The sequence below is a fragment of the Thioclava sp. GXIMD2076 genome (assembly GCF_037949795.1).
Lineage (GTDB): Bacteria > Pseudomonadota > Alphaproteobacteria > Rhodobacterales > Rhodobacteraceae > Thioclava > Thioclava kandeliae.
Genome location: NZ_CP149932.1, coordinates 1,255,617 through 1,276,509 on the forward strand (window position 1 = coordinate 1,255,617; position 20,893 = coordinate 1,276,509).

Genomic DNA, 20,893 nt, shown 5'->3' on the forward strand with positions numbered 1-20,893 from the left:
CTGCGGCAGGTGGTGGGCCGGCACGGAAAACGGGCGGCCCGCTTCGGATCATCTGCCCAAGAAAAAAGGCAGGCTGCCTGCGCACCTGCCTTTCCGTCTTACTCTTCTGCGCCCGACCCATCCTCGGTATCGGGTGTCTTGGCCGTGGCTTTCTTCGGGGCGGCCTTCTTGGCGGTCGTCTTTTTCGCCGGAGCCTTTTTGGCTGCAGGCTTTTTGGCCGCGGTTTTCTTGGCAGCCGGTTTTTTGGCCGGTGCTTTTTTCTTGGGGGATTTGGCCGCCTTTTCGGCCAGCCACTCCACCGCCTGTTCCATCGTTACCTGCTCGGGTTCGACCTCTTTGGGAATGGTCGCATTGACCTTTTCCCATTTCACATAAGGCCCGTAGCGCCCCGGCATCACGGAGACCGCGCCGCCATCGGGGTGGTCCCCCAGCTCCTTCAGCGGCTTTGCTGCCGCGCCACGGCCACCACGGGCCGCCTTCTGCGCCAGAAGCTCGACGGCGTGGTTCATACCAACGGTGAACACATCCTCCACCGAGGGCAGATTCGCGTAGGTCTTGAGGTGCTTCACATAGGGCCCGAAACGCCCGATGGCCGATTCGATCATCTCGCCATCTTCCGGATGCGGCCCGATCTCGCGCGGCAGGTTCAGAAGCAGCATTGCCTTGTCGAGATCGAGATCTTCCAGCGACCAGGTCTTGGGGATCGAGGCGCGCGGCGGTTTTGGCACATCCTCGGTGACTTCGCCCTTCTGCACATAGGGGCCAAAGCGGCCCACCCGCAGAGTGACCTGCATCCCTTCATCATAGCCCAGCAGTTTGCCATCCAGCGCCTGCGCCGCATCATCCCCGTCGGGTGCGGAAAGCGGGCGGGTGTAGCGGCATTCGGGGTAATTGCCACACCCGATGAAGGCGCCACCCGAACGGGCGGTCTTCAGATGCAGCTGGCCATTGCCACAGACGGGGCAGATCCGCGGATTCGAGCCGTCCTCACGGGGCGGATAGATATGGGGGGCCAGCACCTCGTCAATCTTGTCGAGCACCTCGGTGATGCGCAACTCCGAGGTCTCGGCCAGTGCCGCCGAGAAATCCCGCCAGAACCGCGAGAGCACTTCCTTGTAGTCGCGGCTGCCCGCCGAGACGTCATCGAGCTGGTCCTCCAGCCCTGCGGTGAAGTCGTATTCTACATAGCGCCGGAAGTAGTTCTCGAGGAAGACCGTCACCAGACGGCCCTTATCCTCGGGGAACAGCCGGTTCTTGTCCTTGCGGACATAGCCACGGTCCTGAATGGTCGTGACGATCGAGGCATAGGTTGAAGGCCGCCCGATGCCTAGTTCCTCCATCCGCTTGACCAGCGTCGCTTCGGTGTAACGGGCAGGCGGCTGGGTATGGTGCTGTGCGCCGAGGATCGCGGCATTCTCGCTCATCACAGCGGCGGGGCAGCGGCGGATACCGGCCTTCTCGTCCTCGATTAGCGCGTCTTCGCCCTGCGCCTTGCCGAAAGCATCCTCATAGGCAGGGGCGAGTTTCAGCGCCTCGCCCTGCATGACCTGCGGCAGGCGGTTGCTGTCCTCGTCATCATCATCGTCACGGCCCTGGTCGTAGACCTTCAGGAAGCCGTCGAAGGTCACCACGGAGCCTGTCGCGCGCAGTTCGACCTGTTCGTCCTTGGAGCCAATCAGCACGGTCGTGCGCTCGAAACGCGCGGCTTCCATCTGGCTGGCAATCGTGCGCTTCCAGATCAGATCATAGATCTTGCGCTGGTCATCAGCGGAAACCTTCAGCTTGTCGGGCGAGACAAACATATCCGTCGGGCGGATACATTCGTGGGCCTCTTGCGCGTTCTTGGCCTTGTTTTTGTACATACGCGGCGATTTGGGGACGTATTTCTCGCCGAATTTGGCTTTGATCGCGTCGCGCGCCTGCATCACGGCCTCGGGCGCCATGTCGATGCCATCGGTCCGCATATAGGTGATATAGCCCGCCTCGTAGAGACGCTGTGCCGCCGACATGGTGGCCTTGGCGCCCATGCCGAATTTGCGCGAGGCTTCCTGTTGCAGCGTCGAGGTCATGAAGGGCGCATAGGGGTTGCGGGTCGCGGGCTTGGCCTCGACCGAATTGACCATCAACGCGCGCGAGGACACCGCCTGCACGGCCATTTCGGCATCGGTCTGGTTGGCCAAGTCGTATTTATCAAGCTTCTTGCCGCCCATCATCGTTAGGCGGGCCTCGAAGGTCTGGCCGCGCGGGGTCTCCATCTGGGCAACCACCGACCAGTATTCCCGCGGATTGAACGCCTCGATCTCCATCTCGCGCTCGACGATGAGCCGCAGGCAGACCGATTGCACACGCCCCGCCGATTTCGCACCGGGCAGCTTGCGCCACAGCACCGGCGAAAGGTTGAAGCCCACCAGATAATCGAGTGCGCGGCGTGCCAGATAGGCCTCGACCAGCGCGGTATCGACCTGACGGGGGGATTTCATCGCCTCGAGGATCGCGGTTTTGGTGATCGCGTTGAAGGTCACACGGCTGACATTCTTGCCCTTGAGCTTCTTCTCAAGCGCCTGCTCGAGGTGCCATGAAATCGCTTCCCCCTCGCGATCGGGGTCGGTCGCGAGGATCAGGGTGTCATCGTCTTTGAGCGCATCGGTGATCGCCTTGATGTGCTTTTTCGAATCGGAGGCGACCTCCCATTTCATATCGAAATCATGTTCGGGGTCGACGGAACCATCTTTCGGCGGCAGGTCGCGAACGTGCCCGAAGGATGCGAGGACGGTATAATCGGAACCAAGATATTTGTTAATTGTCTTGGCCTTGGCTGGTGATTCGACGACGACAACCGCCATATGGACCTCGCTTTGGGCATGTTCTTGAGTTGGGCGGAAGATTGGGATTTCTTCGGGCAATGTCAATGTAGGGCCTGATTTTCCTGTGTCGCAGGGCTGGCTCAGGCCAGACTGATCCGGCTTCCGGCGTGGCGCAGGACCAGCCCGTCCAGCTCGAGTTCGGTCAGGATCTGCGCGAAACTTGCCGCATCGATCCGCAAATCACGGATCACATGCTCCTCCAGAACCGGACTGGGGCCCAATAGCTCCAGCAGCGCCTGCACCGGATCTTCGGGCGCCGCGAGCGGAGCCTCGGGGGCAGGGACGGGCGTGGTCTGCACTGGTCCCAGTGCCTCGGCAATATCGGCGAAATCGCGGATCAATGTGGCGCCATCGCGGATCAGCAGGTTGCAGCCTCCCACACGCCCGTCCATCGGATGGCCGGGCACGGCCATGACCTCTCGCCCCTGATCGAGCGCATTGCGGGCGGTCAGCAGGCTTCCCGATTTCGTGGCAGCCTCTATGACAATCGTCGCCCGCGCGAGACCGGAAATGATGCGGTTGCGTTGCGGGAAATGGCGGGCCTGCGGCGGCATCCCGACAGGATTTTCCGAAAGTCGCAGCCCCTGCGCGGCAAGATCCGCATGCAGCGCTTTGTTCTCTTTGGGATAGACGACATCGATCCCGCCGCCCTGCACACCGATCGTGCCGGTGGTGAGCGCCGCCCTATGCGCCTCGGCATCGATCCCGCGGGCCAGTCCCGAGACCACCACATAGCCTGCCTCGCCCGCCTCGCGGGCCAGACCTTCCGCCATCCGCCGCCCGAGAGACGAGGCGCTGCGGGCGCCGACAAAGGCCAGTGCAGGGCGTTTGAGTAACCCGAGATCGCCCATTGCCCACAGGACAGGAGGCGCATCCGGAAGATCGTAGAGCGCCTGCGGGTAATCGGGCGCGCCGAAACAAAGGAGGCGCGCGCCCGCCTTCCGGCCCGCGTTCAGTTCCGCCAGAGCGGCGGCCTCGCTACAAGGAGAATAATCGGTCACACCGGCAGAACGGGCAATCTCGGGCAGGGCCTCAAAGGCCGCCGCGACCGATCCGTGTTCGGCAATGATCCGGTGAAAGGTCGTGGCCCCGATACGACGCGAGCGAAAGAGGCGGAGCACCAGCAGTTCATTTTCTTCCGTGGTGGGTGGGGTGAAGGGGGTGGGGTAAGAAAACAAGCCTGTTTTCATCCGGTCCTCCGCCTCTATCGCAAAACCAGATTGCTGCGTTAAGATTAACGAAAGGTTACCGAATCCGGCATCGCTGGAATTTTGCTAAAAATTTATTTGATCTTTCGATAGAAAAAGCCGCCCCGAGAGGCGGCTATCCTGTTGTCATACCAAGGAAACGAGTGCCCCAAGGTCAGGATGCAGCCGAGCCGCCAACCGTCAGCCCGCCGATCATCAGACTGGGTTGGCCGACGCCTACGGGCACCCATTGACCTTGCTTGCCGCAATTCCCGACACCCGGATCGAGTGCCATATCATTGCCGATGGCGCGAATCTTCTGCATCGCGGTCGGGCCGTCACCGACCAGCGTGGCCCCTTTTACCGGCGCGCCCACAACACCGTTCTTCACACGGTAGGCTTCGGTGCAGTTGAACACGAACTTGCCATTGGTGATGTCCACCTGACCGCCGCCAAAGCCCACGGCATAGATTCCGTCTTTCAGATCGGTCAGAATGGAGGCCGGATCGGTATCGCCGCCCATCATATAGGTATTGGTCATGCGCGGCATGGGGCAATGGGCAAAGCTCTCGCGGCGGCCATTGCCGGTGGGCATGACCCCCATCAGGCGCGCATTCTGGCGGTCCTGCATATAGCCCACCAGAATACCGTCCTCGATCAGCACATTCCTGCCCGAAGGCGTGCCCTCGTCGTCGATGGTGATCGAGCCGCGACGGTCGGGGATGGTGCCATCATCCAGAACGGTCACGCCCTTGGCGGCCACCTGTTGCCCCATCAGACCGGCAAAGGCCGAGGATTTCTTGCGGTTGAAATCGCCCTCCAGCCCGTGGCCCACGGCCTCGTGCAAGAGGACACCCGGCCAACCCGGACCCAGCACTACATCCATCTGCCCCGCAGGCGCAGCCTCGGCGCGCAGATTGACCAGTGCGATGCGCAGCGCCTCGCGCACGGCGGGCTGCCATGTGTCGGGTGTGATCAGCCCTGCCAGACCGTAGCGGCCACCGCCGCCATGATTACCCGACTCGCGGCGACCGTTTTCCTCCACGATCACCGAGACATTGATCCGCGCCATCGGACGGATATCCGACACCAGCCCGCCTTCGGGGCGCAGGATGAAGACCTCCTGCAGCGAGGCCGCCATCGAGGCCGAGACCTGCACCACGCGCGGATCGAGATCACGGGCGAAGGCATCGATCTCCTTGAGGATGTCGATCTTGGCGGCAAAGGTCGCGTCCGTCATCGGATCGTTATCGGTGTAAAGCCGCAGATTGGTGCCCTGCGGCGGGGGCGCCATCGTGCCGCCACCGGAGCCAACGGCCAGACGTGCGGTCTCGGCGGCGCGTTTGAGCGCGCTTTCGGTCAGCTCGGTCGAATGGGCATAGCCCGAGACCTCGCCGCGCACAGCGCGCAGGCCGAAGCCCTCCGAGGCGTCGTAACTTGCATTTTTCACACGGCCATCGTCGAAGACGAGCGCCTCGGAACGACGGCGTTCCAGAAACAGCTCGCCATCATCGGCGCCCGCCGTCGCCTCTCGCAAGACGGCAAGCGCGCGCTCTTCATCCAGCTGGGTTTCGAACGGGGCAAAGCGGGTCTCGCTCATGCGGTATCCTTTCCTATTCGCGCGGCACGGGCGCGCGCGGGTCTGCCTATGGATATGTCGCGTCCGGCCCACCGTTACAAGTTTTGAAGACAGGACGCTGGGCCGCACGCGCTCATCAGCAGCAAATTTGAACGCTCACACTATGTAAAGATGTGGCGTAATATCAATAATAGGTGTATCCGGCCCCTGCGCGATTTCGCTTTCAGAGGCGGATTGGGCTTGGCTTTTGCCGCATCGGGGCACCTCGTAGCTCTCGGCTCTTGTCGGAAACGTGACAGGTCGGGATGCCGTGGGCAGGAGCTGGACAGGTTTTGTGCCGCGCAGCCGCGCGACAGATGGCAAAGACGAACCGGAAGGCACGGATGAGCGATATCGGCTATGTAAAACCGCAAGGACAGGACGCGCAGTTCAACGATTTCGTGGCTCTCTTGAAGCCGCGCGTGATGTCGCTGGTAGTGTTCACCGCCTTTGTGGGACTTGTGGTAGCTCCTCTGCCTGTGCATCCGCTGGTTGGCTTTATCTCCATTCTTTTCATTGCCTTGGGTGGTGGTGCCTCGGGCGCGCTGAATATGTGGTATGATGCCGATATCGATCGCATCATGAAGCGCACGCAAAGCCGCCCGATCCCTGCTGGCCGCGTCAGCGAGACCGAGGCTCTGGGCTTTGGCCTGGCGCTCTCGGTGATCTCCTGCGTGATGCTGGCGCTTGCGTCGAATATCTTCGCGGGGCTGTTTCTGGCCTTCACCATCTTTTTCTACGTCATCGTCTATACGATGTGGCTCAAACGCTCGACGCCGCAGAATATCGTGATCGGTGGCGCGGCGGGGGCCTTCCCCCCGATGATCGGCTGGGCTGTCGCGACGGGCAGCGTATCGGTCGAATCAGTGGCGATGTTCCTCCTGATCTTCCTGTGGACGCCCCCGCATTTCTGGGCGCTCGCGCTCTTCATGAAGAGCGATTATTCGGCGGCCAAAGTGCCGATGCTGACGGTGACCCATGGCCGCAAGACCACGCGTCGCCATATCCTTGCCTATGCGCTGATCCTCGGGCCGGTGGCCATCGGGCTGGGCGTGACTTCGATCGGCGGGCCGGTCTATCTGGCCACGGCGCTGGTGCTGAACGCGATCTTCATCCATGGCGGCTGGGTCATCTGGCGCCGCGCCGAAGAGACCGCAGAGGCAGAGGGCTACCGTTTCGAGAAGCGCTATTTCTACTTCTCGCTCCTCTATCTGGCGCTGCATTTCGGGGCACTGCTGGTCGAGAAGGCGCTGCATCTGTGGCCCGCCTATGCGCAATTCGCGCAAGGGTTCACCTGGTCATGAGTGGTCGGCTGTATCCCATGCATCTGGCCCGCGCCTCGCGCAACAAGGGGCTGGGCCTGACGCTTGCCGTGTTCTGTCTCTTGGTCTTCGGGCTGACCATCGTGAAGCTTTCGGCCCAGACAGGAGCCGCCACCGAGGCCGCGGCCCCCACAACCATCACCCAGACGCGCTGATCCGCGGGCTTTTCTGCCGCAGATTGCGTTGATTTTTCCATGATATATGCAGTCAGGGATGACAGCGCCCGTGCATTGGCGTATCAGACCCCGACGAACCGAAGGACTGACCATGCGTTATATTTCGACCCGGGGACAGGCCCCGGCTCTGAGCTTTGGCGAAGCAATGTTGACGGGTCTGGCCCGTGACGGCGGGCTCTATGTGCCCGAGACGGTGCCGCAATTCACCGCGGACGAAATTGCCGCGATGGCCGGTCTGTCCTATGAGGAGGTCGCCTTCCGCGTGATGAAGCCCTTCACCGCCGAGACCTTCTCGGATGAAGAGCTGAAAGGCGCGATCACCCGTGCCTATGCCGGGTTCGGTCATGTCGCGCGCGCGCCGCTCAAGCAGCTGGCGCCGAACCATTTCCTGCTGGAGCTGTTCCACGGCCCGACGCTCGCGTTCAAGGATTTCGCGATGCAGGTCATCGGCCAGCTGTTCCAGATCGAGCTGGCGAAACAGAACCGCAAGGTCACGATCGTCGGTGCCACCTCCGGTGATACCGGCTCGGCGGCCATCGAGGCCTTCCGTGGGCTCGATAATGTCGATGTCTTCATCCTCTTCCCGCATGGCCGCGTGTCGGAAGTGCAGCGCCGCCAGATGACCACGCCGATCGAAGGCAATGTTCATGCGCTGGCGCTTGAGGGCGATTTCGACGATTGCCAGGCCAAGCTGAAGGATATGTTCAACGATTTCACCTTCCGTGATGAAGTCGGTCTGGCAGGCGTGAACTCGATCAACTTCGCCCGTGTTCTGGCGCAGATCGTTTATTACTTCACCTCGGCCGTGGCCGTGGGCGCACCGCATCGCAAAGTGTCCTTCACCGTGCCGACCGGCAATTTCGGGGATATTTTCGCGGGCTTCCTTGCCAAGGAAATGGGCCTGCCGATCGAGCGTCTGGTGATCGCCACCAACCAGAATGACATTCTCGACCGCTGCATCAAGGCGGGCGATTACACCAAGCGCGGCGTGAAACCCTCGATGAGCCCCTCGATGGATATCGAGGTGTCCTCCAACTTCGAGCGCGCGCTGTTCTGGGCCTATGGCCGCGATGGCGCCGCGGTTGCCGCACTGATGGACGAGCTGAAAAATCAGGGCTCCTTCACCGTGTCGAGAAACGCGATGGGAGCATTGCTCGAGCATTACGACAGCGGTGCCGTCGGCGAGGGCCGCACCCTCGAGATCATCGCCAAGACGCTCAAGACGACCGGCGAGCTGCTCTGCCCGCATTCCGCCGTGGGCGTGGGGGTGGCGATGGATGCGATCGAGCGCGATCCGGCAACGCCGATGATCACGCTGGCCACCGCGCATCCGGCCAAGTTCCCTGCGGCGGTCAACGAGGCGTCGGTTGTGCATCCCGAGCTTCCGCCGCGCATGGCCGATCTGTTCGAGCGCGAGGAGCGTGTGACCCGTGTCCCCAATGATCTGGACGCGCTGGAAACCCTGATCCGTAAAGAGCGCCGCGCATGATCCAGTTCTCGACCCTTCCCAACGGCCTGCGCGTCGTGACCGAGCGGATGCCCTCGATGGCCTCTGCCGCCATCGGCATCTGGGTCAATGCGGGCGGGCGTCACGAGCGCCCCGAACAGAACGGTATCGCACATTTCCTCGAACATATGGCGTTCAAGGGCACCAAGACGCGCTCTGCCTTGCAGATTGCTGAAGCGATCGAGGATGTGGGCGGCTATATCAATGCCTATACCTCGCGCGAGGTAACCGCCTATTACGCGCGTGTCTTAGGCAATGACGTGCCGCTGGCGCTCGATGTCATTGGCGATATCCTGATGAACCCGGTCTTTGACCAGCGCGAGATCGAGGTCGAGCGCGGTGTGATCCTGCAGGAGATCGGGCAGGCGCTCGATACGCCCGACGATATCATCTTCGACTGGCTGCAGGAGGCGGCCTATCCCGATCAGGCGATCGGTCGCACGATCCTCGGTCCGGCGGAAAAGGTCGCAGGCTTTGGCCAGAGCGATCTGGCAGGCTTTGTTTCCGAGCATTACGGCCCCGGTCAGATGATCCTGTCGGCGGCGGGGGATGTGGATCATGACGCCATCGTCAAACAGGCCGAGATGATCTTCGGCCATATGATCCCGCGCAAGGATGCGCTGATCCAGCCTGCGAGCTGGAAGGGTGCCGAATACCGCAAGTCGAAAGACCTCGAGCAGGCGCATTTCGCACTGGCATTCGAGGGTCCGAGCTACCGCTCGACCGATCTTTATGCGGCGCAGGTCTATGCAACGGCGCTGGGGGGCGGGATGTCTTCGCGGCTGTTCCAGAAGATCCGCGAAGAGAAGGGCCTGTGCTACACGATCTTCTCCCAGGCCGGTGCCTATGAGGACACGGGCATGATGACGATCTATGCGGGCACCTCCGCCGAGGAGGTCGAGCAGCTGTCCACCCTGACGGTGGACGAGCTGAAGCGCGCCGCCGAGGATATGTCCGAGGTCGAGGTCGCCCGTGCGCGGGCCCAGATCAAGGCGGGTATGCTGATGGGGCTCGAGAGCCCGTCAAGCCGCGCCGAGCGGATGGCCCGTAATCTGTCGGTCTGGGGCCGTGTGCCCGATCTCGAGGAGACGGCGAACCGTATCGATGGTGTTACCGTCGAGGCCGTGCGCGCCTATGCGGCCAAGCTGATCGCCGAGCCCAATTCGGCGCTCGCCCTTTATGGTCCGGTTGATCGTGCTCCCGATCTGGAGGAATTGCGACGGAGGCTTGCTGCCTGATGCTGACGCGTCGCCGTAAACCGAAGGTGGAAACCGATCGGCTGACGCTTCGCCTGCCGCAACATTCCGACTATCGCGACTGGGCGAGCCTGCGCGAGGAGAGCCGCGACTTCCTGACCCAATGGGAGCCGCTCTGGTCCAACGACCATCTCTCGCGCAAGGCCTTTGCCAATCGGGTCTACTGGTCCGCACGGGCCGAGGCCGCAGGCACTGCCTTGCCCTTCTTCCTCATACGGCGCGGCGACGAGCGCGTGGTGGGGGCTATCACCCTCGACAATATCCGCCGTGGCCCCGCGCAATCGGGAACCATCGGCTATTGGGTGGGCGAGCGCTATGCCCGTCAGGGCTTCATGCGCGAAGCCATTGAAGGGGTTGTGGATTACGCCTTCGCCATCCTCGATCTCAGTCGTATCGAGGCAGCCTGCCTGCCTGAAAACGCGGCATCGCGCGGCGTGTTGGAGAAATCCGGCTTCAAATATGAAGGTGTGGCGCAGGCCTATTTGCAAATCAACGGCCGCTGGCGCAACCATGTGCTCTATTCCAACCTGCGTCCCGACCGCCGTGGCCGGACGGATGTGGGTTAAGTCCAGATTATAAAGGAAATTCCATGCGCGCTGCCGACGATATCTTCCGCGAAGAGCTTTCCGAGCTCCTACCGGATCTGGCGCTCTCGGAGGCGGAGCCGCGCTATCTGGAAGAGCCGCGCGGGCGCTGGTTCGGGCAGGGGGGGCTTCTGGCAAAGCCCGCAAGCACCGAAGAGGTGTCGCAGATCCTCAAGCTTTGTCACGCGCAGAGCGTGCCGGTGGTGCCCTATGGCGGTGGCACGGGACTGGTGTCTGGGCAGATCATGCCCGGCGAGATCCGCCCGCTGATCCTCAGCCTCGAAAAAATGACCCGTATCCGCGATGCCGATGCCCATACGATGATCGTCGAGGCGGGACTGACCCTGGCGCAAGTGCAGGAGGCGGCCGAGGCGCGCGGGCGGCTCTTCCCGCTATCGCTGGCCTCTCAGGGCACGGCGCGGATCGGCGGCTGCCTGGCGACCAATGCGGGCGGGGTGAATGTGCTGCGCTATGGCAATACGCGCGAGCTGTGTCTGGGCGTCGAGGCGGTGCTGGCCGATGGCACGATCGTCTCGGGACTCAAGCGCCTGCGCAAGGACAATACCGGCTATGACATCAAGGATCTGATGATCGGCTCCGAAGGAAGCCTTGGTGTGATCACGGCAGCCAGCCTGCGGCTTTTCCCGCGCCCCTCCGAAGTTGGCACGGCGTTTTTCGTGGTTCAGGGCCCCGAAGCGGCGCTGGAGCTGTTGGAGATCGCCGAGGCACGGATGGTGGGCTGTGTATCGGCCTTCGAGCTGATCGCCCGTCAGGGGTTGGAATTTCTGGCGCAGGTCGGCCCCGAGGTGCATATGCCCTTTGCCGAGGCGCCGGACTGGATGGTGCTGTGCGAGATCGGCCTGCCCGCGGGGATGGATGCCGAGGAGGCGCTTGCGGGGCTCTTCGAGGCTGCGGGCGATCTGGTGAGCGATGGTGTCATCGCGCAATCGGGCCAGCAACGGGCTGATATGTGGGCGCTGCGCGAGAATATCCCCGAGGCGAACAAGCGCATCGGCTCGATTTCCAGCCACGATGTCTCGGTGCCGTTGCCCTCGCTTCCGGCCTTCATCAAGGCGGCGGGCGAGGGGCTGGCCGAGCTGGGCGATATCCGCGTGAACTGCTTCGGCCATGTGGGCGATGGCAATCTGCATTACAATGCCTTCCCTGCGGCGGGCAAAACCCGCGCCGATTATGACCATCTCAAGGGTGCGGTGAAGGATTGCGTTTATGCGGTGGTCGACAGTTTCGGCGGATCGGTCTCGGCCGAGCATGGGATCGGGCGGATCAAGACCGGCGATCTGGAGCGCTATGGCGATGCGGGCAAGCTGGCGGTGATGCGCGCGGTCAAAGCGGCGCTCGACCCCAAGGGGATCATGAACCCGGGCGCGGTGCTGGTGGCGGGTGAATGAAAAAGCGCCTCGCCCAATGGGTGGTGGCGAGGCGCTCTGCAAGTGGTTCACGTGTTTGCAAGCAGCAGAACCAGTCTGCGCGATGTGTGTAGCACGCTAAAACCTGATAAAAGGTTAGCGCCCTTAACCCTGCGCGATCAAAGTCCCTCGAATTCGCACAAAACCTGCACCTGTTGCCCCATCGCTTCCAGCTTGCGGCGTCCGCCCAGCTCGGGCAGGTCCACGATGAAGGAGCAGCCTACGATCTGGCCGCCCAGCTTCTCGATGAGCTGTATCCCCGCACCGCAGGTGCCACCCGTTGCCAGAAGGTCATCGACGATCAGCACCCGCTCTCCGGGCTGGATGGCGTCTTCATGCATCTCCATGATCGCCTCGCCATATTCCAGCTTGTAGGCCTGGCTGATGGTCTGGCCCGGCAGCTTGCCCTTCTTGCGGATCGGGACAAACCCTTTCGACAGCTGGTGGGCAATCGCCCCGCCAAGGATGAACCCGCGCGCCTCGAGCCCTACAACCTTGTCGATCGGCTGGCCTGCCCAAGGGTGCAGGAGCTGGTCGATCGCCATGCGGAAGCCGCGCGGGTCGGCGAAGAGGGTGGTGACATCGCGGAACAGGATCCCCTCATGCGGGAAATCGGCGATGGTGCGGATGTAATCCTTGACGGTTTTCATGGGTGTCTCCGTGCGGGCGGGGAGGGGGTCACAGGACGCGACCAGCCACGCAGTTCAGTTTCTCTTTCATCTCGGGATCGCGGCACTCGGGCGCCGTCATGATCGCCCCGTCCAATGCACGGTTACATCCCGAAGCGCAATCGCTTTGCGGCCCTTTGAGGCGCTTGGGCAGCGCCGCGATGACCGAGCGCGCCAGTTGCGCATTGGCCTTGGCGGTGGCCACTACCTGCGCCACATCGACCGCGTCATGATCGGGGTGCCAGCAGTCGTAATCGGTGATCATCGCGATACAGGCGTAGCAGATCTCGGCCTCGCGGGCGAGTTTGGCCTCGGGCATGCCGGTCATCCCGATCACATCCGCGCCCCAGCTCCGGTAGAGGCGGCTCTCGGCCAGAGTGGAAAATTGCGGACCCTCCATCGCCACATAGGTGCCGCCCCTATGCATGGTGCCACCCGCCTCGCGCCCCGCCTCCAGACAGACCTCCGAAAGCCGTGCGCAGGTCGGGTGGGAAAACGGCACATGGCCCACAAGCCCCGTCCCGAAAAAGCTTTTCTCGCGGGCGAAGGTGCGGTCGATATACTGGTCCACCACCAGAAAATCGCCCGGCGCATAGTCTTCTTTCAGCGACCCCACCGCCGAGACCGCCACCAGATCGGTCACACCCATGGTCTTCATCGCCGCGATATTGGCGCGGTAATTCACCGTGGTGGGCATATGCACATGGCCGCGCCCGTGGCGGGGCAGGAAAACCATCCGCACCCCGTCCAGCTCGCCTGTCAGCAGCTCGTCCGACGGGGTGCCGAAAGGTGTCTCGACCGCCTGCCATTTGCGGTTTTCCAGCCCCGCAATGTCATAAAGCCCCGAGCCGCCGATGATCCCGATTACCTTGTCCATCATGTTTTCCTTACTTCAAACGCGGGCGCAGCAGTTCCCATGTATCGGTCACGGTGGCATAATCCCCGCGATAGCCCAGCCGGCTGACCCAGCCTGGCGGACGGTAGATCCCGTCTGTCAGGCAATCCTCTCGCAGATGTACGCCCACTACCTCGGCATGGACAAGCACATCTGCCATACCCAGTAACGGCATCTCTCCCACAAACCGGCATTCCAACGCGGCAGGCGCCTGCGCCACACGCGGGCAGTCGATCTCGCTGCACTCGGCCTTCTCGATGCCGCAGGCCGCGAACTCGTCCACCCCCGCCGGATAGGGCGCGGTGCTGGCATTCATCACCTCGACCAGCGCGGGCTCTACCAGATTGACGCAGAACACCCCGCTCTCGCGGATCTGGGCGAGGCTGTCTTTGGTGCCGTCGCGATCCTCTTTCGCACCCAGCGAGGAAAACACGACCTGCGGGGGCGTGTAGGCGGCGGCATTGAAGAAGGAATAGGGCGCCAGATTGTCGCCCAGCTTGCCGCGTGTCGAGATCCAGCCAATGGGGCGGGGCGAGACGATGGCGCTGAACGGATCATGCGGCAGGCCGTGTCCCTGAGCAGGACGATAGAACATTTCGATGCCTCCTATGGTTTGAACCTGACACTGCCGCGTGCTAGGCGGAATGGAAAGCCCCAGCCTTGGTGTTCGGGGATCAGATCGCATGGGGCGTGGCCGATGTATCAGCTCGACGAAGAAAACGAGGCCGACTGGTGGGAAGTCGAGGCGCTCTATGACCTGTGCTTCGCGCCCGGCCGGACCGCGCTTTCCTCCTACCGGCTGCGCGATAACGTGCCCAAAGTCAGCCAGCTCTGCCTTACATTGCGGCAGGACGGCATTCTAGCCGCGGTGATCCGCTACTGGCCGATCTTGGTCTCGGGGCATCGCTGCCTGCTTCTGGGGCCTGTGGCCGTCCACCCCACCCGTCAGGGCGAAGGCCTGGGCGGAATGCTCATGCATGAAAGCCTCAACGAGGCGCGACGCATTGGCTGGGAGCGGGTGCTGCTGGTCGGGGACGAGCCCTATTACCGCCGCTTCGGGTTCTGGAAGATCGATGACGTGATCATGCCGCCGCCCACCAACCCCGACCGTGTGCTTGCGCTGGAACTGGTGCCCGGCGCATGGGAAGGCGTGACCGGCGAGGTCGAGAAATTCACGACCCCTTCCCCGGGCGCCTGACCGGCCTCTTGCACTCGCGCCTGCCCGCTCCATATCTGAACGGAAAGGGAGTATGCCCATGTCTCAGACCACCGCCGAAATCTTCGAACCCCTGACCGATCACAACGTGATGCGCGAGCTGGACGGGCTGGCGCGGCGCTACCGTTCGGCCTCCGGGCCGGGCATGCAGCTCCTGTCCTATCTCGGCGGCTCTGCCGAGACGCTTCTGAATAAACTCCCGAGCCCCGTGCGTGGTGGTCTGGAGGGAATCACGGCCAGGGCGCTCCAGACGGCTCTGGCTGCGGCAGGCCGCTCGCGCGGTGTCGTCGAGGACAAGCCGGACTGGCTCAACAGGGCATTGACGACGGCGATGGGGGCGGCGGGAGGCTTTGCGGGCCTGCCCGGCGCGGCCGCAGAACTGCCGTTGACCATCACCATGCTCCTGCGCTCCATTCAGGGGATCGCGGCCGAACACGGCTTCGATCCGGCCTCTGATGAGGTGAAGACCGAATGCCTGCGAATCTTCGCCTCCGCCGGTCCGCTCGAAGAGGATGACGGCACCGATGTCGGTCTGATCGCCACGCGTGTGACATTGACAGGCTCGTCCATGCAGGGACTGATCGCCAAGGTCGCCCCGCGCCTGTCGGCAGTTCTGGGCCAGAAACTCGCGGCCCAGGCGGCGCCGCTTCTGGGTGCTGTGGCGGGCGCTGCGGTCAACTATACCTTCACCAGCTACTATCAGGATGTGGCGCGGGTGCATTTCGGCCTCAAGCGCCTCGCCCGCGATGCGCAGATCGACGAAGGCCTCCTGCGCGAGGAACTGGTCGCGCGGATCAGCCGCAAACGCTGAACCTTTCCAGCGTCCCTAAATATCCCGGGGTGAAGCGGGGCCGTCAGGCCCCGAGAGGGGCAGAGCCCCTTCCTGCCTTACAGATGGGCCAGATAGGTCGTCACCGCATTGCGCACAGAGCTATGCCCCTCATTGCGCACGCGCTGCACGATCTGGCGCAGTTCGGCCAGATCGGCACGGCGGATCAGGTGCTTGATCGGCCCGATCGAGGCAGGCCGCATCGAGAGCGTCCTGAGCCCCAGCGCCGCGAATGTCAGCGCCTCTACAGGGCGGCCCGCATCCTCACCGCAGAAACTCAGCACCGTATTGGTAGCCTCGCAGCGCACGATGATCCGCTCGAGGAAGGTCAGGAAGCTGACATCCAGCGTGTCATAGCGACGGCGCACACGCTCGTTCTCGCGGTCCGCCGCAAAGAAGAACTGCTTGAGATCATTGCCGCCGATCGAGATGAAATCGCAGGTCTGGTAGAAACTGTCGGGCGCAAAGCCCAGCGACGGCGTTTCCAGCATGGCGCCGATCTTCAGGCATTCGGGGACGGGGCGGCCAAGGGCGGCCTCGCGGTCGCGCTGGCGCAATAGCGCATCGCGTCCGGCGTAGAACTCGGACGGGCAGGCGATGAAGGGGAACATCACCTCCAGCGGGCGCGTGCCGGCGGCGCGGATCAGCGCCTGTAGCTGCATCCGCAGGACGCCGGGTTTGTCGAGCCCTACGCGGATCGCCCGCCAGCCCATCGCGGGGTTGGGCTCGTCCTGCGGTTTCATATAGGGCAGGACCTTGTCCGAGCCGATATCGAGCGTGCGGAATTTCACCGGCTTGCCCTGGGCTGCATCCATCACGCGGTTATAGAGCTGGGCCAGCTCGTCGCGGCGCGGCACGCGCGAGCGGGTCAGGAACTGCAGCTCGGTGCGGAACAGGCCCACCCCTTCGGCGCCGCTATTTTGCAGCGAGGGCAGATCGGCCAGAAGCCCCGCATTCATCACCAGATTGATCCGTGTGCCCTGCCGGTCCTCGGCGGGCAGCTCGCGCAGATCGGCATAGCGTTTCTGGGCCTCGGCCTGCATCGCGATCTTGTCGCGGAAGGCATTGGCCACGGGGTCTTCGGGGCGTAGATGCACCACACCCTGATCGCCATCCACCAGAATCGGGTCGCCATTGAGCGCCTCGGTGGTGATCCGCTTGGTATGGATCACCAGAGGGATGGCCAGGGCCCGCGCCACGACGGCCGCGTGACTGCCGACCGAGCCTTCCTCCAGCACCACGCCTTTCAGCCCGCGTCCGTAATCAAGGAGTTCCGCAGGGCCGATATTCTTGGCAACCAGAACGGGGTTCTCGGGCAGCTCGGCGCCGGTATGGGTGCCTTGCCCCGTCAAGAGGCGCAGGAGCCGGTTCGAGAGGTCATCGAGATCCGAGAGGCGCTCGCGCAGATAGGGATCAGCCGCCTGTTCGAGCCGCGAACGGTTCTGCGACTGTTCCTTCTCGACCGCGGCCTCGGCCGAAAGGCCAAGCGCGATATCCTCGGTCATCCGCCGCATCCAGCCGCGCGAATTGGCCAGCATCCGGTAGGTCTCGAGCACCTGCCGGTGGTCCATATCCATATCGCCGGAGCCGGAGATCATGTCATTGACCTGCGCCTGAAGCGCGCCCACGGCATCCTCGAGCCGCTGTTTCTCGTGATCGGGATCGTCGCCCACGGGATTGGTGACCACCACGCGCGGTTCGTGCAGCCAGACGCGGCCCTCGCAGGCGCCTTCCTGACCGGAGGAGCCGCGGAACATCACCGGAAAACGATGGCTGTGCCCGATCCCCTCGCCATCGCCCACAAAGGCGCCCAGCTCGGTCATCTCGGCCAGCACCATGGCGACGACCTCGAGGCCATAGACCTCGTCATCCTTGTAATCGCGCGCCTCTTTCGACTGCACGACGAGCACGCCCAGTTTCTCGCCCACCCGCTGGATCGGCACGCCGAGGAAGCTCGAATAGATCTCTTCGCCGGTCTCGGGCATATAGCGGAAACCGGGGGCAGAGGGGGCGTCATGGGTGTTGATCGGGTTGCCGACACGGGCGACGCGGCCCACGAGGCCCTCGCCCAGACGCATCCGTGTCTGGTGCACGGCTTCGGGTTTCAGGCCTTCGGTGGCACAGAGTTCCAGCGTCTCGGGGTCGCGGAACAGGTAGATCGAACACACCTCGGTGCCCATGGAATGGGCGATCAGCGAGGTGATCCGGTCCAGCCTGTCCTGACCGTTGCCAGGCTCGGCCAGGACGTCGCGCAAACGGCGCAACAGGTTCCGACTGTCGCTATCACTGCGTTCCGCCATGAGAAAAGGCCGATCCTTTGGTTCGATAGTTACGCCCGAAACAGGGTAGAAAGGCGTTAGCCTTTCTGGTCCAGTTCAAACGCATCATGGAGTGCCTGCACGGCCAATTCCATATATTTCCGGTCGATCAGGACGGAAATCTTGATTTCCGAAGTGGAGATGACCTTGATGTTGATGTTTTCGGCGGAAAGCGCCTGGAACATCTTGGCGGCGACGCCTGCATGGCTGCGCATGCCGATACCCACGACCGACACCTTGGCAACCTCGGTATCGATGATCAGCTGGTCGTAGTTGATCTTGCCTGCGGATTTGGCCTCTTCCATCGCCTTCTGGGCGCGGGCGACCTGATTGATCGGCAGCGAGAAGGTCATATCGGTGACAGCACCGGCATAGGTGTCGTCATAGTCCTTTTCCGAGATGTTCTGCACGATCATATCGACATTCACACCGGCATCGGCCAGCGGGCCGAAGATGGCCTGCGCCACGCCCGGACGGTCGTGAATGGTGAACAGCGTGATTTTTGCCTCGTCGCGCGAGAAGGCGACACCAGAGACGACTTTCGATTCCATGATTTCTTCCTCGCCGCAGACCAGGGTTCCGGAGTTTTCGTCGGTATCCTCGAAGGAGGACAGCACCCGTAGGCGCACATTAAAACGCATTGCCAACTCGACCGAGCGCGTTTGCAAAACCTTCGCACCCAGCGAGGCCAGTTCCAGCATCTCCTCGAAGGCGATCTTGTCGAGCTTGCGGGCCTTGCCCGAGACGCGGGGGTCGGTGGTGTAGATGCCGTCGACATCGGTATAGATGTCGCAACGCTCGGCATCGAAGGCGGCGGCAAAGGCCACGGCGGTGGTATCCGAGCCACCACGACCCAGCGTGGTGATGCGGCCTTCTTCCGACAGGCCTTGGAAACCGGCCACGACAGCGACCTTCATACCTTCGGCGAATTTCGCGTCGATATTGTCGCGCGGAATCGACTTGAAGCGCGCGGCGCTATGGGCCGAGGTCGTGTTGATCGGCACCTGCCAGCCTTGCCAGCTGCGCGCGGGCACGCCCATTTCCTGCAGGCGCAGCGCCATCAGACCGGCGGTGATATTCTCACCCGAGGCCACGACGGCGTCATATTCGCGCGCGTCGTAGAGGGGCGCAGTCTTCTCGACCCAGCCCACAAGCTCGTTGGTCTTGCCGGACATAGCCGACACGATTACGATGACGTCATAGCCCCGCTCAACTTCGCGCTGGACCTTAGCGGCCGCATTGGCAATGCGGTCGAGATCGGCCACCGAAGTGCCACCGAATTTCATGACGAGAAGCGGCATATCTTCCCCCTCGCTTCGCTGCCCGGTCCCTGTGCCGGGAGTTCGGGTTCCGGTTAAAGCAAGCGCTACCCCTGCGCAAGAGTGGCGATATGGTGATCCATCGCTTCTGTCATAAGAATGTCGTTGTGGGGCGGTAGCGAGGGCGCGGCGGCCTTGATAGACCGGTGCCGTCGGATCTTTGGCATGTGTCCTGTCTCGGGAGGAGGAGCCTATGAGCTTGCACGAACGCGAGATGGAAGAGCGCAAAGCGCAGGCGACGGGGCTGTCTACGGCGCTGACGGGGCTGCGGATGGCGATGGACGAGCGCGCGCAGGGGCAGATGGACCTGTGGGATGACTGGATCAAACGTCCCGAATTCTACCCCTCAGCCCGCAATCTGGCGGATTACCTCTCGCTTGCGCCGGGCGAGCTGGCCCCGTTCGAGGCGCCTTTCGCCTCTTTCGGGATTTCCTCGCTCAACCGTGCCGAACCGCATCTGCGGGCCTCGATCGATGCGGTTCTGGCGTCTCTGGCGCTAATTTCCGGTCAGGCCGTGGCTGATTATCCGCCGGTCGAGGTCTTTGCTGCGGGGCCTGCACGGCTTGCCGCGCGGCGCGGGCAGATGTTTGGCGCCCGTCGGCACGCGCCACATGCACGGATCATGGCGAGTCTCGGGATCAACTGCATCACCACCCCGCCGGAGGGCGGCGAGCCGCGCACTGCCGAGAGCTATCTGCGACACCTGATCGGGGCAGGCGCCGATGCGCTGCGCATCGATCTGTCCTCGGGCGGGCCGGAGGACTGGAGCGGGCTGGCACAGATGGCCCGCGAGGTCGCGCAGGATCTGGGTCGGCGGGTGCCGGTGCAGATCGACATTGCCGGGCCGCACTGCCGAGTGGCGCGGATGATCGGCGGCCATGGCCGGTTGCGCATCGGCGACCGGTTCGAGGTCGTCGAAAAACTGGTCAAGGGCGATGTTCCCCGCATCACGCTCAGCCAGCCCGCCCATTGGAAGGCGCTGACAGAGGGGTGTGTGATTCGGATCAACGGGGGCAAGTTGCAGGGAGAGGTCGTCCGTAGCGGTCCCGACAGGGTGCGGGTAGAGGTGACCGCGACACCTCCACGGGGCGCACGGCTCAAACCGGGGATGCCGGTCAGTCTTGCCGGCGCCGAGCCGGAGTTACCACCGCTCGGGCCGGAGGATCTGCCCGCGCTGGAGGTGGCCCTGCGCCATGCCGATAATCTCAGCGTCTCGTTGCAGACCCCGAAGGCGGTGCAGGCGTTCTTCGCGGAGCTGGAACGGCTCCAGCCGGAGGGGCCGTGGCCGGTGATCATTCTGCGCATCGAGACAGCGCAGGCATGGCACAACCTTCCCGATCTGATCGTGGCCACCGGCGGGCGCTGCGGGGTGGGGGTGATGATCTCGCGCCCCGAGTTGGCACTCGAGCTGGGCTATGCGCGGTTGAGCGAGGTGCAGGACACGATCTTCTGGCTGTGCCGTGCGGCAGAGGTGCCGGTGCTCTGGGCGCCCGGCCTCATGGAGCGGCTGGTGCAGGAGGGGCGTCAGAGCCGTGCCGAGTGGAACGAGGCGGCGCTGAGCCATCCGGCCGATTGCGTTATGCTTGAGCACGGGCCGCATACAATTCGCGCGATCGGGGAAATGTCGGAGGTCCTGCTGCGCGCCGAGCGGTTCATGACGAGGACCAGCGCGCGGCTTGGAGGCTTCGTCCGCTGGTCTGCATAGCG

The 20,893-nt window shown here is 63.3% G+C and carries 17 protein-coding genes; 9 read left to right on the forward strand and 8 right to left on the reverse strand.

Going from position 1 to position 20,893, the window contains the following annotated elements; all coding sequences use genetic code 11:
- Positions 1-98: 98 nt before the first annotated feature.
- The 3 genes from topA to tldD all read right to left on the reverse strand — a co-directional run bounded on the left by topA (position 99) and on the right by tldD (position 5,651).
- Complete coding sequence (gene topA / locus WDB91_RS06230) at positions 99-2,843, reverse strand: type I DNA topoisomerase (protein WP_339114267.1); 2,745 nt, start codon at positions 2,841-2,843, stop codon at positions 99-101.
- 101 nt (positions 2,844-2,944) lie between these two features.
- Positions 2,945-3,985, reverse strand: a complete 1,041-nt coding sequence (gene dprA, locus WDB91_RS06235; RefSeq protein ID WP_339114268.1) for a DNA-processing protein DprA — start codon at positions 3,983-3,985, stop codon at positions 2,945-2,947.
- Positions 3,986-4,226: 241 nt separating this feature from the next.
- Entirely contained in the window at positions 4,227-5,651 is a 1,425-nt protein-coding gene (tldD, locus tag WDB91_RS06240; protein ID WP_339114269.1) for a metalloprotease TldD, read from the reverse strand.
- A 362-nt stretch (positions 5,652-6,013) separates the two neighbouring features.
- Between tldD and cyoE the strand changes: the two genes are divergently transcribed.
- The 6 genes from cyoE to WDB91_RS06270 all read left to right on the forward strand — a co-directional run bounded on the left by cyoE (position 6,014) and on the right by WDB91_RS06270 (position 11,923).
- Complete coding sequence (gene cyoE / locus WDB91_RS06245) at positions 6,014-6,973, forward strand: heme o synthase (protein ID WP_339114270.1); 960 nt, start codon at positions 6,014-6,016, stop codon at positions 6,971-6,973.
- Positions 6,970-7,146, forward strand: coding sequence for a hypothetical protein (locus tag WDB91_RS06250; RefSeq protein WP_339114271.1), 177 nt, complete (start codon positions 6,970-6,972; stop codon positions 7,144-7,146). The genes cyoE and WDB91_RS06250 overlap by 4 nt, the downstream gene beginning before the upstream one ends.
- Positions 7,147-7,258: 112 nt before the next feature.
- Positions 7,259-8,656 (forward strand): threonine synthase, encoded by a 1,398-nt coding sequence (thrC, locus tag WDB91_RS06255; protein WP_339114272.1) that lies wholly within the window; start codon positions 7,259-7,261, stop codon positions 8,654-8,656.
- Positions 8,653-9,912 carry a pitrilysin family protein gene (locus WDB91_RS06260; protein WP_339114273.1) on the forward strand — a complete coding sequence of 420 codons (1,260 nt, stop codon included), beginning with the start codon at positions 8,653-8,655 and terminating at the stop codon, positions 9,910-9,912. The genes thrC and WDB91_RS06260 overlap by 4 nt, the downstream gene beginning before the upstream one ends.
- A complete protein-coding gene (locus tag WDB91_RS06265) occupies positions 9,912-10,496 on the forward strand; it encodes a GNAT family protein (RefSeq protein WP_339114274.1) in 585 nt (194 codons plus the stop codon). The genes WDB91_RS06260 and WDB91_RS06265 overlap by 1 nt, the downstream gene beginning before the upstream one ends.
- A gap of 23 nt (positions 10,497-10,519) precedes the next feature.
- A complete protein-coding gene (locus tag WDB91_RS06270) occupies positions 10,520-11,923 on the forward strand; it encodes an FAD-binding oxidoreductase (protein WP_339114275.1) in 1,404 nt (467 codons plus the stop codon).
- Positions 11,924-12,060: 137 nt separating this feature from the next.
- On the opposite strand, the gene WDB91_RS06275 is transcribed toward WDB91_RS06270, so the two are convergent.
- Genes WDB91_RS06275 through WDB91_RS06285 form a run of 3 tightly spaced genes read right to left on the reverse strand, consistent with a single transcriptional unit; the run spans position 12,061 to position 14,099 of the window.
- The gene (locus WDB91_RS06275; RefSeq protein ID WP_339114276.1) at positions 12,061-12,591 is read right to left on the reverse strand and encodes an adenine phosphoribosyltransferase; all 531 of its coding nucleotides are present in this window, start codon (positions 12,589-12,591) and stop codon (positions 12,061-12,063) included.
- Between the two features lie 28 nt (positions 12,592-12,619).
- Positions 12,620-13,486: an S-methyl-5'-thioadenosine phosphorylase gene (locus WDB91_RS06280; RefSeq protein WP_339114467.1), complete on the reverse strand. Its 867-nt coding sequence runs from the start codon at positions 13,484-13,486 to the stop codon at positions 12,620-12,622.
- A 10-nt stretch (positions 13,487-13,496) separates the two neighbouring features.
- On the reverse strand, positions 13,497-14,099 hold the full coding sequence (locus WDB91_RS06285) for a flavin reductase family protein (protein ID WP_339114277.1): 603 nt from the start codon (positions 14,097-14,099) through the stop codon (positions 13,497-13,499).
- 102 nt (positions 14,100-14,201) lie between these two features.
- Between WDB91_RS06285 and WDB91_RS06290 the strand changes: the two genes are divergently transcribed.
- Complete coding sequence (locus tag WDB91_RS06290) at positions 14,202-14,702, forward strand: N-acetyltransferase (protein WP_339114278.1); 501 nt, start codon at positions 14,202-14,204, stop codon at positions 14,700-14,702.
- Between the two features lie 58 nt (positions 14,703-14,760).
- On the forward strand, positions 14,761-15,531 hold the full coding sequence (locus WDB91_RS06295) for an EcsC family protein (RefSeq protein WP_339114279.1): 771 nt from the start codon (positions 14,761-14,763) through the stop codon (positions 15,529-15,531).
- 77 nt (positions 15,532-15,608) lie between these two features.
- Here WDB91_RS06295 and ptsP read toward each other — a convergent pair whose 3' ends face one another.
- Positions 15,609-17,849 (reverse strand): phosphoenolpyruvate--protein phosphotransferase, encoded by a 2,241-nt coding sequence (ptsP, locus tag WDB91_RS06300; protein WP_339114280.1) that lies wholly within the window; start codon positions 17,847-17,849, stop codon positions 15,609-15,611.
- Positions 17,850-17,905: 56 nt separating this feature from the next.
- Entirely contained in the window at positions 17,906-19,168 is a 1,263-nt protein-coding gene (locus tag WDB91_RS06305; RefSeq protein ID WP_339114281.1) for an aspartate kinase, read from the reverse strand.
- Between the two features lie 211 nt (positions 19,169-19,379).
- On the opposite strand from WDB91_RS06305, the gene WDB91_RS06310 reads away from it, so the two are divergent.
- On the forward strand, positions 19,380-20,891 hold the full coding sequence (locus WDB91_RS06310; RefSeq protein WP_339114282.1) for a pyruvate kinase: 1,512 nt from the start codon (positions 19,380-19,382) through the stop codon (positions 20,889-20,891).
- Positions 20,892-20,893: the final 2 nt, after the last annotated feature.